Origin of the sequence: Pseudomonas sp. Pseusp16 (genome assembly GCF_047324915.1) — a bacterium.
Taxonomy (GTDB): Bacteria; Pseudomonadota; Gammaproteobacteria; order Pseudomonadales; family Pseudomonadaceae; genus Aquipseudomonas; species Aquipseudomonas fluorescens_CD.
In genome coordinates this window covers 5,032,975-5,048,635 of sequence record NZ_CP168522.1, presented here as the reverse complement: position 1 = coordinate 5,048,635, position 15,661 = coordinate 5,032,975, and the positions used below count along the sequence as shown (strand labels likewise).

Sequence of the window (15,661 nt, the reverse complement as noted above, 5' to 3'; positions counted from 1 at the left end):
ATGCGCCGATGGGGTACTGAACGCATCGTTGGCCTGCATGATCCACGGGTCAACGAGCATCATCTGGAGTCCGCGGGCTTGCCCGCAGACAGTCGTCTGCGCTTGCTCAGTTTCAATATCCAGGTCGGTATCAGTACCGAGCGCTATCGGCATTACCTGACCCGGGGCTGGCAGCATTTGCTGCCACACACCGGGCGTGCCGACAATCTGCAGAAAATCGGCAATCTGCTGGGCGACTTCGATCTGGTCGCCTTGCAGGAGGCCGATGGCGGCAGCCTGCGATCAGGCTACGTCAATCAGGTTGAACACCTGGCCCAACTCGGCGCCTTTCCCTACTGGTATCAACAACTCAATCGCAATCTCGGTCGCCTGGCCCAGCACAGCAATGGCGTGCTCAGCCGATTGCGCCCGTGGGCCATTGAAGATCATCCGTTGCCGGGGCCAAAGGGTCGCGGAGCCATTCTGGTACGGTTCGGCGAAGGCCCGGAAGCGCTGGTGGTGGTCATGATGCACCTGGCATTGGGCGCCCGGGCGCGCAGCCTGCAACTGGCCTACATCCGCGACCTGATTGGCGACTACAAGCACCAGGTACTGATGGGCGACATGAACACCCATGCCAGTGACCTGCTGCACAACTCCGCGTTGCGCGATCTCGGTCTGCTCGCGCCGCAACTGGAAGCGACGTTCCCCAGCTGGCGCCCACAGCGCTGCCTGGACCATATCCTGCTGAGCCCGAGCCTGACCCTGGAAAAGGTCGAGGTGCTGGCACAGCCCATTTCCGATCACCTGCCGGTCGCGGTAGAGATTCGTCTGCCGGGTTCGCTCACGGCCGATGCATTGCCCGCGTTGAGTCCTGCCCCTCGCGGATCCCATGAATGAGCGACGAAGCACAGCGCTGGAAAGAAAAATACCTCCAAAGCATCGAACAGCAGGAAAAGCTCGAACGTCGCTGGGATGCGCGGCTCGACTTGCTGCGTCGTGGACTGGTGCGCAGCACCCTGGCGGCCGAAGGTACTGACCGCGCCGTTGACCTATGCATGAAGGAAATGCGCGAGGTCGTGCGTACCGACGACATGGACGCCGGCCTGGCCGCACTGATTCCACGCCTGGAAAAGGCTGTGCTCGACTCGGAGCAGCGTCGGGAAACCCGGGTCAACCAGACCAGTGCCGCCCTGACCGCGCTGGTCACTCAGCTGCAAACATTGCCGCTGCCGCGGGATGTGAGCCGACCACTCAAGAGTTTCGCCAAGCAACTGGATGCGCGGGTCAGTCAGGCACGTGAGATACCTTTGTTGCTCAGCGAGCTGAGTGGCTTGCAAGGCAAGGCCCTGAGCCAGCTGGAGGCCCCGACGGAACCCGGTCGGCCGGGCTTGCTGCAGCGGTTGTTCGGCGGTCGTGAAGCGGAGGAGACGGTGGCCTCGACGGCTACTTCTCCTGCGCCGGCTGCCCTTGCAGCCGAGAGTCCTGCGGCGATTATCGAGTCGGCCCCGGTCGTGATCGAGCCGGTAATCTTCGAGGTACCCGCTGCCGAGCGAGTTGAAGACGAGCCGGTGCCGACCGGGCCGGCAGCCGTGGTTGTTGCACCTCCGGCTGCGGAGCCTCAACCAGCCAGTGCAGTCGTAGCAGAAGTCGAATCGGCCGAGAAACCGACTCCGGAAACCATCACGACACCGCCTGAGCCGGAAGCCAACCCTGATGAACTGACTGCGCAAGCATCGCCGGATAGCGTGCCCTTGCCTGCGATTCCAACGGAGGACGTGGTCGCCGCTGATCAGGCGCAATCCGGGCACGACATTCTCTACGCACTCCCGGATTCCCCCGAGCCCTCCTACAGCTCGGTGGCCAGCCACATCGAAGACACGCTGCTGGGTCTGCTTGAAGACCTGACATTGCCCGAACGTCATCGCCCGCAAGCCGAATCCATGCGCGATCGTCTGAAAAACGGTCTGAACTGGTACGAATTGCTGCCTATTCTCGACGACTTCGCCACGTTGATGCTGGCCATTACCGACAGCGGCCAGCACGAATTCGAAGCCTATCTGCAACGACTTAACGAGCGCCTCGAATCGTTCCAGAGCAACTTGCAGGCCGCCACCGCAGGACACGCCGACAACCGTTCGGCGGCGCGGCAGATGGACACGCAGATCCGCGAGCAGGTCGATGGCCTGCAAAGCAGCATGCAGGAAGCCGCGGACCTGGAAGATCTCAAGCACGTCCTGGAAAACCATCTCGAAGGCTTGTTGGGCACCATGGATCAGCACCAGAAGCAGCGCGATGAACGCGAGCAAGAGGTCGCTGCACGCCTGCACAGCCTGGCCGAGCGGGTCGCCCATATGGAGCAGGAGGCTCAGGGTTATCGCGAGCACCTTGAAGAGCAACGTCAGAAGGCATTGGTCGACCCGTTGACCGGTCTGCCCAACCGCGCGGCCTGGAGCGAGCGCCTGGATCATGAAGTCAAACAATGGCAGCAACATGGCAACACGCTGATGCTGGCCATGCTCGACCTCGATCATTTCAAGCGCATCAACGATAACTACGGGCACCTGGCCGGTGACAAAGTGCTGAAAATCATTGCCAGCGTGTTGCGCAAACGTCTGCGCGGAACGGATTTCATTGCCCGGTTTGGCGGTGAAGAGTTTGTGCTGTTAATGCCATCCACTGTGCCAACGACGGGACTGACGCTGCTGGAAAGCTTGCGTGCCTCCATTGAGGCCTGTCCGTTCCACTTCAAGGGAGAGCCGGTGACCATCACCGTGTCTATCGGAATGACGGCGTTCAGGCCGGGTGAGCACAGCGATCAAGTGCTTAAAAGAGCCGATCAGGCGCTGTATCGCGCAAAAAATGCCGGCCGTAACCGGGTGGAACCGGGCTGACGATCATTTGTTCCATTTTGTTTAATTCGATGCGATTGCCGTCAGCTCGCAAGGCATTACGTTACACTGTTGCATTATTGTCTTGTGTGTACTGCCTTTCGCCATGAAATATTTTGCTCTGATCGTGTCACTGGTTCTGCTGGCCGGCTGTGCCAGCGGCCCCCGTTACGACACCAGCCACCCTTCGGCCAATCACGACAGCCGCGTGCAATTTGTGGTGGTGCATTACACCAATGCCTCCCTGGAGCGGTCGTTGCAACTGCTGACCCATGGTGAAGTCAGTAGCCATTACCTGATCGGTGACGACAAGGGCGCCACCATCTACAAGCTGATGGATGAAAACCTGCGGGCCTGGCACGCCGGGGAGAGCGAGTGGAATGGCCGGACCTGGCTGAATTCCAGTTCCATCGGTATCGAAATCGTCAACCCGGGCTTCAAGGACACCCCGACCGGGCGCGTGTGGTATCCCTTCACCGAAGATCAGGTCCAGTCGTTGATCGTGTTGCTCAAGGACATCAGCAAACGCCACGGCATAAGGCCTCGCGACATTATCGGCCATAGCGATATTGCGCCATTGCGCAAGCTGGACCCGGGGCCGCTGTTCCCCTGGAAGCGTCTGGCCGCCGAAGGCCTGGGTATCTGGCCGAACGAACAATTGGTGGCGCGCCAGCAAATGCAGTTCGCCGAACAGTTGCCGAGCATCAGCTGGTTTCAGGCGCAATTGACCCGCCTGGGTTATGCCTCGCCACAAACTGGCGAGCTCGATGTCGCAACGCGGCATGTGATAGCGGCATTCCAGATGCATTTCCGCCCGGCGCGCTTCGATGGCACTCCGGATGCGCAAACTGCAGCGCTTCTCTTGGTGTTGAATCAGACAAAATAATGACGCCCGCCCGACGGTCAGGGCTTTTTCCCAATCAGCAGCTATAACTCATTGGTAATACTTCGGATATTGCACAATGCCTGCTGCTCGAGAGACCTTCCCTGGTTGGTTCCGTCACCCCTGGTTCCTGGGGCTGATGTCTGCTGTCTTGAGCGCAACGTTATTGATGGCTGGCAGCCTGTTCGTCGCCATACACCAGGTCGAGCAAAACGAAAGCGAAGAAATGAATGCTCAGGGTGAGCGCTTCCTCGCCCGCCTGGAACAGCTCTTCGGGCAACTGCGTGAAAGCCTTGACGACCTTGAAGCACAACCGTTGCGCGGCTGCGATGCTGAAATGATCGCAACCTTGCAACAGGTTACGTTCAATTATCGTTTCGTCTACGAAGCTGCCTACATGGATTCCTCGCGAATCTGCTCCAATCGACCTCGCCAGGAAGGGTTGTCGCTGATTCGATCGCCAGATATCAAGGGTCCGACCTACAGCTATTGGCTCAACACCACCACCGAACCCGATGAAAACCGCGCCGCGCTGATGCTCGGGCGCGGGAATTTCCGCGTCGCGACCTCTCGCGGGCATTTGACCGATATGGTCGACCTCTCTCCGGGCAGCAGCCTGCTGGTTGTCCTGGACCATGGTGCGCGCGCGATTCCGGTGTTGGGCGCTACTCAGACCTGGCCGCCGGTCGAGTCCTGGCCACCAAAAAACCGTGATGCGTTGCAGATCACCCAGACACGCCTGATATACCGCATGCCCACCGACAACCCGGAGTATCAATTGGTGTTGATCAGCCCGCGTAGCGGTATGCACATCCCGGCGGTCTGGTGGTGGCTGCTGCCGGCCAGCCTGGCGCTGGGCATATGCGTTGGGTTCCTGGTGTTTCTGCTGGTGCGCCAGCGGCAGTCGCTGGACGCCGAACTCACCGGCGCGATTCGCCGTGGCGAGTTGCAGGTGCTGTATCAACCGATCTTCGACCTCGATAGCCGCAACTGTGTCGGGGCTGAAGCGCTGCTGCGCTGGCGCAGGCCGGACGGTACCCTGACCAGCCCCGACCTGTTCATTCCGATGGCGGAGAATACCGGGCAGATTCGCCAGATGACGGACTTCGTCCTGCAACGCCTGCTCGAGCAACTCGGCCAGTTGCTGCGTGCCAACCCGCATCTGTACATCTCGGTCAATCTCGCGGCGTGTGATGTGATGGTGCCGCGGATCGGCCAGGTGATGGCGAGGCTGCTGACCCTGCATCGCGTCGCTGCGCGGCAAATTGCCTTTGAGGTTACCGAGCGCGGGCTGGTCGATGTGGTGGTGGCCCGGGAAAACCTGCAGTCCTTGCGGGATGTCGGGCACCAGGTGTTGATCGATGACTTTGGCACCGGCTATTGCAGCCTCGCCTATTTGCAAACCTTGCCGGTCGATTGCCTGAAAATCGACAAAGCATTCATTGATGCGTTGGGCCATGACGCCGCCAGCAGCGGTGTGGCCCCGCACATCATTCATATGGCCCAGTCGCTGCACCTGAAGGTGATTGCCGAGGGCATCGAACATGAGGCCCAGGCCGAGTTCCTGAGCAGTGAGGGCGTGAAGTTCGGCCAGGGCTGGCTGTTCGCCCACGCGTTGAGCGCGGTTCAGTTCATTGAATTGATAACCCGGGGGCGACGCCTGGCTGGCCGGCGCCTGGATGACGAAGCGTGACCGCGACCTAAACGGTCAGCGCCATGTAGAACTGGGTACCCTGCCCCGGCCTTGAATAGACGCCCATCCGCCCGCCATGCAATTGCACGATTTCCTTGCACAAGGCCAGGCCGAGCCCGGCCCCGCCCTTCTTGCGCCCGACCTGCACGAATGGCTCGAAGATCCGCCCCTGCTGACCGTAGGCAATGCCTTCGCCGTTGTCCTCGACACTGATGATGACCCGGTCGCCGTGGCGCCGGGCCTGCAGGCGTATCCGCCCGCCGGAAGCGGTATGGCGCAAGGCGTTGTCGAGCAAGTTGTCGAGTACCCGGTCCAGCTGTGGCTGGTCGGCCTGCAACCGCGGCAAAGGCCCCTGCACTTCCACCAGCAGACTGATTTCCTTCTCTTCTGCCGATGTGGCAAAGCGTGACTGAGCCTGTTCCAGCAACGCTTCGATGGAACACGGTGCCAGGGTGAGTTTCTGCAAGCCGTTCTGGTAACGGGAGAAATTGAGCAGGTCATTGATCAGCTGCATCAGCCGCTGCATTTCTTCATTCACGGTATCGAGCAGGTCGGCTTCCCGGGAGTCCGCAGCAAAGTGTGCGCGCTCACGGAACAATCCGAAGGCCATGTGCATGCCGGTGACCGGTGTGCGCAATTCATGGGAGGCACGCAATACAAATTCGCTGCGAACCCGTTCGAAGGCACGCTGTTCCGTGACGTCATGCAGCACCATCACGGCACCGAGAATATGGCCCTGGGTATGGCTGACCGGGGTCAGGCTATAGGTCAGCAGTCGCGACTCGCCGTCGACTTCGACACTCAAGTCTTCCGGCGCCCGCTCCAGCGTGCCGCCACGCAGCACCAGTTGCAGCTGATCATCGAGTTCGGGGCGCTCCAGCGCCGTGCCCAACCCCTGACCCAGGCGATCTGACTCCCAGCCCAACTGACGCTGGGCTACAGGGTTAAGGTGTTCCAGGTGGCCCTGACGGTCGATCATCAGCAGTCCGTCGTCGATGCTGTCGAGCACGGCCTGCAAACGCTGCTGACCGGCCAGCAACTCATCGACATTGGTGGCCTGATGTTCACGCAGCGCCTGGGCCATGATCCCGAAACGCCGGGTCAGCTGGTTCAGTTCCATCGCCGAAGAGATCGGCAGGGTGACATCGAAATTACCCTGGCCGATATTGTCCGCCGCCTTGGCCAAGGCCTCGATGGGCTCGCCGAAACGCCGGGCCATGGCCTGCGCGGTCACGAAGCCGATGATCAGCACCGCCAGCCCCACCAGGCCAAGTAACCCGGCAATCAGCAGTGCCTGCTCCCGGGCCTGGCGCTCGGTATCGTTGATGTTATCCAGCGCGCGCTTGTGCTCGGCGATCAGGCCATTGCGCAGTGCGTTGAATTTATCTGTGAGGTCGTCCTGGCTGCTGAGCACATTCGAGGTGTCCGGGGACGCTTCATAAGCCCGGATAAAGCGCTCGTAATCGGCCTTGGCTTTTCTGAAACCGTATTCGCTTCCTGTTTCTGCCGGTTCCTGGGCAATGCCTTGTTCGAGCAGTTCGAAGTAATGCTGCTTCGAGGCCGCGAAGGCCGCAGAGTCGGGTTTCTCGCTCAGCATGATGATTAACTGGTCGCCCAGGGTCTGACGCAGCTTGAGCCCCAGGTCCAGGGTGATGAAATTGCTGCGTATCAGCGCTTCCTGGCTGCCGGCCATCTGCATCACGCTGACCAGCCCGAGCGAGAGCCCGAGCAAGGCGACGGTGATCAGGGCGGAGATGCTCAGGAAAAGCCGGGTCCGCAATTTCATCGCCAGTTTCATCGGCTATTGCTCACAAGTTGTACTGCTTGCGTTTGCGGTACAGCGTCGAGGCGTCGATGCCCAGGATTTTGGCGGCCTGGTCCAGCGTGTCGGCGGTGGCGAGGACCGCGCCGATGTGGGCCTTTTCCAGCTCGTCCAGGCTCAATGCCGCGCCGATGCGAGGTGTATTGTTGGCTGGGGTTTCGGCCATGCCCAGATGACTGATCTCGACCCGTTCCTGCGGACAGATGATGCTCGCCCGCTCGATCACGTTGCGCAGCTCACGGATGTTGCCCGGCCAGCGATAGCTCAGCAGCGCTTCCCGGGCCTCGTCGCTGAAGGCGCGTGCGGGACGGGCGTACTCCTTGACGAAACGCGCCAGGAAACGATCGGCCAGGTTGAGAATATCTTCGCGGCGTTCGCGTAGCGGTGGCAGGTGCAAGGTAATGACATTCAGGCGATAGAGCAGGTCTTCACGGAAGCGACCGTCGCGGACCATGTCCTCAAGGTTGAGGTTGGTGGCCGCAAGGATGCGCACATCGGCACGTCGGGTCACCGGATCACCAACGCGCTCATATTCTTTGTCCTGAATAAAACGCAGCAACTTGGGCTGCAATGTCAGGGGAAAGTCACCGATCTCGTCGAGAAACAGCGTCCCGCCGTCAGCCTGGTTGACTCGGCCCAGGGTGCTTTCGCTGGCGCCGGTGAAGGCGCCGCGACTGTGGCCGAAGAGTTCGCTTTCCATGAGTTCGGCGGTCAGCGACGGGCAGTTAATCGTGACGCAGGATTTCTTCGCGCGTTTACTCCAGCCATGAATGGCTTGGGACAGTTCGCCCTTGCCGGTACCGGATTCACCAAGAATCAGGATATTGGCATCGGTCGTGGCAACCTGGCGGGCGGTTTCGAGTACCACTTTCATGGCCGGGCTGTGGGAGTCCAGGCCATCCATGGGCTTGCGTACTTCACCTTCCAGGGCTTCCAGTCGCGCCGACAGTTGCCGCACTTCCAGTTGCTTGGCGGTTGCCAGGCGCAATTGATCGGGGCTGCACGGTTTGACCAGATAGTCGGCGGCACCGGCCTGAATCGCATCCACCGCCGTGTCGACAGCCGAGTGCGCAGTGACGATCACTACCCGCATCCAGGGCGCCTGGATACGCATCTGGGCCAGCACATCGAGGCCGTTGTCTTCACCCAGGCGCAAATCGAGAAAGCACAGGTCGAAGACCTGTCGCTGCAACAGGGTATCTGCCTGCGCGGCGCTGGTGGCGGTGGCCACGCTGTAGCCTTCGTCTTCAAGGCAATAACGGAAGGTACGCAGGATAGCGGACTCATCATCCACCAGCAGAATGCGGCCTTGATGCTCAGTGGCTGATTCCATTTTCCTGCGCTCCTTAATGAATGATCTTTATTTAGGCCCGGAAAAATCGGGCAAGTTGCATGATTGATTCTGAGCCAATGCTGTCATGGCAGAGTAGCTTTCATCCGATGTATCGGTTAGCCACCCGGTTATGCGGGTCTTTTAGTAGATGCCCGGGTCCTGACAGTGGACAGCCTGTATTTCTGACATCCGCGCCCTTCTCTCAATTCAAAAAATTTACACCTTCCCTTCAAGTGAATCGTGCAATACGCACGACTGCACCCGTGGCATCGTGCAGGATGCGTGCGAAGTGATTTCCTTGGTGTGCATAAGATATTGAAATAAAAGGAGAATATTTCGAGGAAAAGGTGGCATGCGGGCTGCAATTGTCTGGTTAACCAGGGCATTCAAAGACAAACGCCCGCTATCGAATACCGACCCGAGTGGTAGGAGCTCCAGGATGAACCGTCAACGTGCCGCCCGCCTGCACCTGTCGCCTGTGCATATCCAGCAAGGGCTGTTTGCTGTTCTGGCGCTGTTGATCACCCTGATCGGCGGCCAGCAGTTTCTGCGCTGGGAGCAGAGTCGGCAGCTGGAAGCGCCATTCCTGTCGACTCCGCATCCGACCCAAACCCATTTCAGTGCTGTCGGCAGCGGTCAGGCCGATAGCCCCCCGATGCGCATGATGGATGTCGACCAGGCCGGGCCTGTGGGTGAGATGCGTCATCAAGAGCGTTGGGTGTTCTAGGCAAAACCTCCGCCGCACCCGATGCGCCGGGAAACGCAGCACCTCTAAACAGAAGCGTAAGGAGAATCACCATGTTGAGCTGGGCAATCACATTCCTGATCATCGCCATCGTCGCCGCCGTACTGGGCTTCGGTGGTATCGCGGGCACCGCCACGGGTATCGCCAAGATTCTGTTTGTCGTGTTCCTGGTGATGTTCATTGCCTCTTTCTTCTTTGGTCGTCGCGGTCGAGGCTGATATGAGAGGAGGCCACAGCGCCTCCTTCCACCTGCGTCACCTGAGGAAGGCTGGCGCATGACCAAGGGGTCGGGATGTTCTGCCTGTTTCAGGGGCGGAGTGACCTACGGGTACAGGGAGTGCCTGCGCAAGGGCCGGGTCAGGAAAAGCTGCTGCGCAAGTTCGCCGGACCGCCATGGCTCGACGGACTTGCGAAGGGCTTGAATACGCAACACATTGAAATAGAGCGCTCGTCTCGGTTTCACCAGTGTTATCGCTTCCTTGTCCTTGTTACGTCGCAAAATACTTTTCCAGGTGTTTCGCCAGCGACCGTATATCGAGAAAAAAGCATTTTCTTTGGCAATGATTTTTCGCTTCGTCCAGCGGGATTCTGCTGAAAAATCAACGTTCAGCCACTGCTCAAAAAACATTCAATCTGCTCTGTGATGACCGGTTCACGGCACTTATGCCTGCTGAAATGTCGCATTCGAACCGATTGCGACGTCGCTTTCGGTAAAAAAACTCCATGCCGATTTGGCATGGGGTAGGCGTTTACGGCATTAGACGGCGCTCCCTTGCATCGGAATAGTTGCGCCTTTTTCGCCTGCCGGAGAGCCGTCAATACGCGTTCCGGGGCACCTTATACGGGGGTAGATGCACCAGACTTTTTCGCCATAAGCGTTCCAGTTCGCGCATCTCCCTGAGTCAAACAACAAGTAAGGGTAAAGATATGAAGAAGGCAAAGCTTAGCCTCGCCTGGCAGATCCTCATCGGTCTGGTATTGGGGATTGCAATCGGTGCGCTGCTCAACCATTTCAGTGCCGAAAAAGCCTGGTGGATCAGCAACGTCCTGCAACCGGCAGGCGATATCTTTATCCGTCTGATCAAGATGATCGTGATTCCGATCGTCATCTCCTCCCTGATCGTCGGCATCGCAGGCGTCGGTGACGCCAAGAAGCTGGGGCGTATCGGCTTCAAGACCATCATCTACTTCGAGATCGTCACCACCATCGCCATCGTGGTCGGTCTGCTGCTGGCAAACCTGTTCCATCCGGGTGCCGGCATCGACATGAGCACCCTGGGCACTGTGGACATTTCCAAGTACCAGGCCACGGCGGCCGAGGTTCAGCATGAACACGCGTTCATCGAAACCATCCTCAACCTGATCCCGTCGAACATCTTTGCGGCCATGGTTCGCGGTGAAATGCTGCCAATCATCTTCTTCTCTGTATTGTTCGGTCTCGGTTTGTCGAGCCTGCAGGCGGACCTGCGCGAGCCGCTGGTGAAGATGTTCCAGGGCGTATCGGAAAGCATGTTCAAGGTCACTCACATGATCATGAACTACGCCCCGATCGGCGTGTTCGCACTGATCGCAGTGACTGTGGCCAATTTCGGCTTCGCGTCGCTGATACCGCTGGCCAAACTGGTGATCCTGGTTTACGTCGCCATCGCCTTCTTCGCTTTCGTGATCCTGGGCCTGATCGCTCGCCTGTTCGGTTTCTCGGTGATCAAGCTGATGCGCATCTTCAAGGATGAGCTGGTACTGGCCTATTCCACCGCCAGCTCCGAAACCGTATTGCCGCGCGTGATCGAGAAGATGGAAGCCTACGGCGCGCCGAAAGCCATTTGCAGCTTCGTGGTGCCGACCGGTTACTCGTTCAACCTCGACGGTTCGACCCTGTACCAAAGCATTGCGGCGATCTTCATTGCCCAGCTGTACGGCATCGACCTGTCGATCAGCCAGCAATTGCTGCTGGTACTGACATTGATGGTCACCTCCAAAGGCATCGCCGGCGTACCGGGCGTGTCCTTCGTGGTACTGCTGGCCACCCTGGGCAGCGTCGGTATTCCACTGGAAGGCCTGGCGTTCATCGCCGGTGTCGACCGCGTCATGGACATGGCCCGTACCGCACTGAACGTGATCGGCAACGCCCTGGCCGTTCTGGTTATCGCTCGTTGGGAAGGCATGTACGACGACGCCAAGGGTCAGCGCTACTGGAACTCCCTGCCGCACTGGCGCAGCAAGGAACAACTGCCGATGGGTGAAGTTTCCAAGAACTGATGCAACACCCCTTGTGGGAGCGGTACAGGCAATAACAGACAAACCCCGGAGAAATTCGGGGTTTGTCGTTTCTGGCCACCCCGCTATCATTCGCGGATCTTTTGGGGGATTTGACTGATGCTCAATGGCCTGTGGCTTGGCTTCTTCATCGTGGCCGCCGTATCGGCGCTGGCCCAGTGGCTGATTGGCGGTAACGCCGGGATATTCGCGGCGATGGTGGAAAGCATTTTTGCCATGGCCAAGCTTTCGGTCGAAGTCATGGTGCTGCTGTTCGGCACCCTCACCCTCTGGCTCGGTTTTCTGCGCATTGCCGAGAAAGCCGGGATCGTCGAATGGTTGGCCAAGGCCTTGGGGCCGCTGTTTTTGCGCCTGATGCCCGAAGTTCCGCCTGGTCATCCGGCCATCGGCCTGATCACCCTCAACTTCGCCGCCAATGGCTTGGGTCTGGACAACGCCGCTACGCCGATCGGCCTCAAGGCCATGAAGGCGCTGCAAGAGCTCAATCCCAGCGCAACCGTTGCCAGCAACGCACAGATTCTGTTCCTGGTGCTCAACGCTTCCTCGCTGACCCTGCTGCCGGTGACCATCTTCATGTATCGCGCCCAGCAAGGCGCGCCCGACCCGACGCTGGTGTTCCTGCCGATCCTGCTGGCGACCAGTTGCTCGACCATTGTCGGCTTCCTGGCGGTGGCGTTCATGCAGCGTTTGCGCATCTGGGACCCCGTGGTGCTGGCCTACCTGATCCCCGGTGCCCTCGCCCTTGGCGCTTTCATGGCATTGCTGGCGACCCTTTCGGCGACCGCGCTGGCCGGCTTGTCGTCAATCCTCGGCAACCTGACGCTGTTTGGCCTGATCATGCTGTTTCTGCTGATCGGTGCGCTGCGCAAAGTGAAGGTCTACGAGGCCTTCGTTGAAGGTGCCAAAGAGGGTTTCGACGTCGCCAAGAACTTGCTGCCCTACCTGGTGGCGATGCTCTGCGCCGTAGGTGTTCTGCGGGCCTCCGGGGCGCTGGACTTCGGTCTGGACGGGATTCGTCATCTGGTGGCGTGGGCCGGTTGGGACACGCGCTTCGTCGATGCGCTGCCGACGGCGATGGTCAAACCCTTCTCCGGTAGCGCCGCCCGGGCGATGTTGATTGAAACCATGAAGACCTCGGGCGTAGACAGCTTCCCGGCGCTGGTGGCGGCAACGGTCCAGGGCAGTACCGAAACGACGTTCTATGTCCTGGCGGTGTACTTCGGCGCCGTGGGCATCCAGCGCGCACGCCATGCGGTTGGCTGCGCATTGCTGGCGGAGCTTGCCGGGGTGCTGGGTTCAATCGGGGTTTGCTACTGGTTCTTTGGTTGACGGGTGCCGTCAGCCAAAGTTTTCAACGCTGCTTTGCGCTGGTCCGTGGGCAAGGCACCGAGCTTCTCCACGGCCGCATAAAACTGCAGCCAGTTGCCATCCACCTGATGGAACAGCGCGGTAAAGGCTGGTACCCATTGATCGTACAAGCCAAACGGCAATAGCCGGGCATTGTTCATGGGCGCATAGATCCAGGCGTCATAGCGTTTGTCTCCAGCCCACTGACGGTCGCGCATTTGCCGGTACTCGCTACGCAAGCGCTCGAACTCGGCTGCCTTGTGCTGGCGCATTTGTTCGGTTGGCAACGGCGCGGTGTAGAGCTGTTCCAGTCGGGTGCGGGTATTGAGCACCAACTCGGTGAACTGGTCGCGCTGGCGCGCCTGCGCATTGTCAGCCGGTGGCAGGTGGCGGTAGGCGCGCCATTGGCGAGTACCTTCCTGCTCGACGAAAGTGGCAAAGGATTCGTTGAACTCCGTGTCGTCCTTCACATAGAAGCGCTGATGGGCCAGCTCGTGAAAAATCAGCGTGGCCAGTCGCTCATCGCCCCAGCCCATCATCGAACTGATGATCGGGTCATTGAACCAGCCAAGCGTCGAATACGCTTCGACGCCACCGATCGATACGTCCATGCCCTGTAAGCGTTGCACAGCCGCTTCGCCGCGGGCGGCGCTCTGGCTGTAGTAACCGCGGTAGGCCACGCAACCGGCAACGGGAAAACAGTGGTCTACGGGCTTGAGGGAAAATTCCGGCGTGGCGAAGACATTCCAGACGACGAAAGGACGCCCAATGTCGGCGTACAAGCGGTAACTCTGGTTATCCGGCAGGTGCAATTGCCGGCTGGCGAACGTTCGGGCTTTCTGCGATTGCTCCAGGTGCGTACGCAGTTTTTCATCGCTCGCCGGGTCGGCGATCACACTGGAAACAGGCTCCCTGGCCCGCAGCAACTGCAGTTGGCCGCTGGCCAATTGGCTGTAGTAGCTGACGCTGGCGCAACCGTTGAGCAACAAAAACAACACGCACGGAAACAAAACGCGAAAAACGCGATCAAGTAAACCAAGGCTAGGAAGCGGCCTGAACACAATAATTCTTCCTTGGAGAGTCTTTGCACAAGACTATCCCGCTTGAATGGAGCTCCGCTATGCGCATGTTGGTACTGACGGGTGGCCTGCTGTTTCTGGCCGGCTGTGCTGGTTTCGGAATACCCCGCCCTGATCCTGCGCAAGCCTGGATCGACCTGGACTCAAAGCAGGAAGATACGGCGCTGCAGGCGCTGGAGGTCGATAACAAGGCCACTGACGATAAACGCTATTTCGAGGTCCAGCCCGGTAGTCATGAGTTGACGGTCCGCTATCAGTTTTCGGTCCAGCCCACCAACATCGGTCCCGACGCCGAGCCGTTGTGGCGCGATTGTCAGTTGAACGTGAAATTCAACGACTTCAACGCCGGTGAGCGTTATGAGCTACAGGCGGGGAACATTGGTTTTCGGCCTTGGGCGAAACTTTACGATCAACAGCGAAAAGTGATTGGTCAAGGCAAGCCAGCGGGCTGCCAAGGCACCTGATCGGCGTTATGCTGAATGCATAATCCCTTGGGACATTCATCATGCGCAGGTTGATGCTGTTACTCGCCGCCAGTGTTGTTGCCGGTTGTCAGAGCCCGATGCCGGCGGCTAATCCGAAGATGGCCTGGGTGGAATTCTCTACGCCCTTCCCTAACGACAAGTTGCTGATGGCCGAACGACTGGATAAGCAGCGCCTGCGCGACGGGCGCTTCTTTGAGGTCACACCGGGCAGCCACGAACTGATCGTCCGTTTCGACTTTGAAGTACCCGGTGGTGGCGGATTGAGCATGATGAACGGCCCCTCTGAACGGATCTGCTACCTGACCATCAATTACGATCATTTCGAAGCCGGTCAGCGTTATGTGCTCCAAGGCCGCTCAATCGCCTTCATACCCGAGGCCCGGCTGTACAACGCCAAGCGCGAGATCGTCGCTGAAGATCGGGAGTCCTACTGCCTGATGTGAGCTGTCAGCGGTCGTTCTTCTGGTAGATGATTTTTTTGGTGCCGTTTTCGCACGAGCCCACGACCATGTTCTGGTCGTGTACTTCGTCGTTGGTGACGATTTCAAGCGTGTAGGCAGTGACGCCACTGGCCTGAATCTTGGCTTCGATCTCGGCCTTGAGTTCTTCGCAGGGCTTCGGTGCTGCGAGGGCCGAAGTGGCCAGTGCGCAACAGATAACCGCCAGGGCAAAACGTTTCATGGTTGAAGCTCCTTTGAGGCAGCACGCATATTCATGGGGTTTCGCTGCTGTCATTTATTCGACCATAGTTTTAGCGGGCAAATCTGTCACGACGCAAAAAAGATCGTAGCCTTGAGCAGCTTTTGCCGAATGATCCCGGCAGGTTGCGCAAGGCTGCGATCTTTTTCGTTTCAATGAAAATCCCGCCAACCAATGTTGCCTCCAGGCTGATCTTCGCATTCAGCAGCCTGGACACCGGGCAGCCCTATTTGGCCTTGTTGCCGGGTTCTTCGAACTGCACCTGAGTCACCCTGGGAATATTCATTTCGTCCGGTCAATCTGCTTTTTTTGCGGGATTTGTTACCTGGCTATTGAAACTCGGGTATATGCCCACATTGCATGAACACGCTTTTGGATTCGGCAGGTTTGCGTTCGCAAGAACAAACCTGCGCCCTCAATTGGAGAAG

General features: G+C 59.0%; 15 protein-coding genes and 1 pseudogene. 10 read left to right on the top strand and 6 right to left on the bottom strand.

Annotated elements, in window-relative coordinates; all coding sequences use genetic code 11:
* The 4 genes from ACEN8Q_RS22800 (at position 1) to ACEN8Q_RS22785 (ending at position 5,446) form a co-directional block, all read left to right on the top strand.
* On the top strand, positions 1 to 879 hold the full coding sequence (locus tag ACEN8Q_RS22800; RefSeq protein WP_413426167.1) for an endonuclease/exonuclease/phosphatase family protein: 879 nt from the start codon (positions 1 to 3) through the stop codon (positions 877 to 879).
* Positions 876 to 2,873: a GGDEF domain-containing protein gene (locus ACEN8Q_RS22795; RefSeq protein WP_413703779.1), complete on the top strand. Its 1,998-nt coding sequence runs from the start codon at positions 876 to 878 to the stop codon at positions 2,871 to 2,873. The genes ACEN8Q_RS22800 and ACEN8Q_RS22795 overlap by 4 nt, the downstream gene beginning before the upstream one ends.
* A 103-nt stretch (positions 2,874 to 2,976) precedes the next feature.
* Entirely contained in the window at positions 2,977 to 3,756 is a 780-nt protein-coding gene (locus tag ACEN8Q_RS22790) for an N-acetylmuramoyl-L-alanine amidase (RefSeq protein WP_413426171.1), read from the top strand.
* Between the two features lie 76 nt (positions 3,757 to 3,832).
* Positions 3,833 to 5,446: an EAL domain-containing protein gene (locus ACEN8Q_RS22785; protein ID WP_413426173.1), complete on the top strand. Its 1,614-nt coding sequence runs from the start codon at positions 3,833 to 3,835 to the stop codon at positions 5,444 to 5,446.
* 7 nt (positions 5,447 to 5,453) lie between these two features.
* Here ACEN8Q_RS22785 and ACEN8Q_RS22780 read toward each other — a convergent pair whose 3' ends face one another.
* Together ACEN8Q_RS22780 and algB are read right to left on the bottom strand one after the other, a co-directional pair.
* Positions 5,454 to 7,244 carry a KinB sensor domain-containing domain gene (locus tag ACEN8Q_RS22780; RefSeq protein WP_413426175.1) on the bottom strand — a complete coding sequence of 597 codons (1,791 nt, stop codon included), beginning with the start codon at positions 7,242 to 7,244 and terminating at the stop codon, positions 5,454 to 5,456.
* A gap of 10 nt (positions 7,245 to 7,254) precedes the next feature.
* Entirely contained in the window at positions 7,255 to 8,601 is a 1,347-nt protein-coding gene (gene algB / locus ACEN8Q_RS22775) for a sigma-54-dependent response regulator transcription factor AlgB (RefSeq protein ID WP_413426177.1), read from the bottom strand.
* A 439-nt stretch (positions 8,602 to 9,040) separates the two neighbouring features.
* On the opposite strand from algB, the gene ACEN8Q_RS22770 reads away from it, so the two are divergent.
* Both ACEN8Q_RS22770 and ACEN8Q_RS22765 read left to right on the top strand, forming a co-directional pair.
* On the top strand, positions 9,041 to 9,328 hold the full coding sequence (locus ACEN8Q_RS22770) for a hypothetical protein (protein ID WP_413426179.1): 288 nt from the start codon (positions 9,041 to 9,043) through the stop codon (positions 9,326 to 9,328).
* Between the two features lie 71 nt (positions 9,329 to 9,399).
* A complete protein-coding gene (locus tag ACEN8Q_RS22765) occupies positions 9,400 to 9,564 on the top strand; it encodes a DUF1328 domain-containing protein (protein ID WP_003170804.1) in 165 nt (54 codons plus the stop codon).
* Between the two features lie 104 nt (positions 9,565 to 9,668).
* Here ACEN8Q_RS22765 and ACEN8Q_RS22760 read toward each other — a convergent pair whose 3' ends face one another.
* The gene (locus ACEN8Q_RS22760; protein WP_413703778.1) at positions 9,669 to 9,974 is read right to left on the bottom strand and encodes a hypothetical protein; all 306 of its coding nucleotides are present in this window, start codon (positions 9,972 to 9,974) and stop codon (positions 9,669 to 9,671) included.
* 299 nt (positions 9,975 to 10,273) lie between these two features.
* On the opposite strand from ACEN8Q_RS22760, the gene gltP reads away from it, so the two are divergent.
* The gene (gltP, locus tag ACEN8Q_RS22755) at positions 10,274 to 11,605 is read left to right on the top strand and encodes a glutamate/aspartate:proton symporter GltP (RefSeq protein ID WP_413426184.1); all 1,332 of its coding nucleotides are present in this window, start codon (positions 10,274 to 10,276) and stop codon (positions 11,603 to 11,605) included.
* Between the two features lie 117 nt (positions 11,606 to 11,722).
* Positions 11,723 to 12,952, top strand: coding sequence for a nucleoside recognition domain-containing protein (locus ACEN8Q_RS22750; protein WP_008018473.1), 1,230 nt, complete (start codon positions 11,723 to 11,725; stop codon positions 12,950 to 12,952).
* Here the strand turns inward: ACEN8Q_RS22750 and ACEN8Q_RS22745 are convergent.
* The gene (locus ACEN8Q_RS22745; protein WP_413426186.1) at positions 12,934 to 14,031 is read right to left on the bottom strand and encodes an aminopeptidase; all 1,098 of its coding nucleotides are present in this window, start codon (positions 14,029 to 14,031) and stop codon (positions 12,934 to 12,936) included. The genes ACEN8Q_RS22750 and ACEN8Q_RS22745 overlap by 19 nt on opposite strands.
* Before the next feature lie 59 nt (positions 14,032 to 14,090).
* Between ACEN8Q_RS22745 and ACEN8Q_RS22740 the strand changes: the two genes are divergently transcribed.
* Together ACEN8Q_RS22740 and ACEN8Q_RS22735 are read left to right on the top strand one after the other, a co-directional pair.
* Positions 14,091 to 14,513 (top strand): hypothetical protein, encoded by a 423-nt coding sequence (locus tag ACEN8Q_RS22740; protein WP_413426188.1) that lies wholly within the window; start codon positions 14,091 to 14,093, stop codon positions 14,511 to 14,513.
* Between the two features lie 41 nt (positions 14,514 to 14,554).
* Positions 14,555 to 14,977 carry a hypothetical protein gene (locus ACEN8Q_RS22735; RefSeq protein ID WP_413426190.1) on the top strand — a complete coding sequence of 141 codons (423 nt, stop codon included), beginning with the start codon at positions 14,555 to 14,557 and terminating at the stop codon, positions 14,975 to 14,977.
* 4 nt (positions 14,978 to 14,981) lie between these two features.
* Here ACEN8Q_RS22735 and ACEN8Q_RS22730 read toward each other — a convergent pair whose 3' ends face one another.
* Entirely contained in the window at positions 14,982 to 15,215 is a 234-nt protein-coding gene (locus ACEN8Q_RS22730; RefSeq protein WP_008018477.1) for a DUF1161 domain-containing protein, read from the bottom strand.
* A gap of 184 nt (positions 15,216 to 15,399) precedes the next feature.
* A pseudogene (locus ACEN8Q_RS22725) lies at positions 15,400 to 15,513 on the bottom strand (OsmC family peroxiredoxin); the annotation flags it as partial.
* Positions 15,514 to 15,661 lie beyond the last annotated feature (148 nt).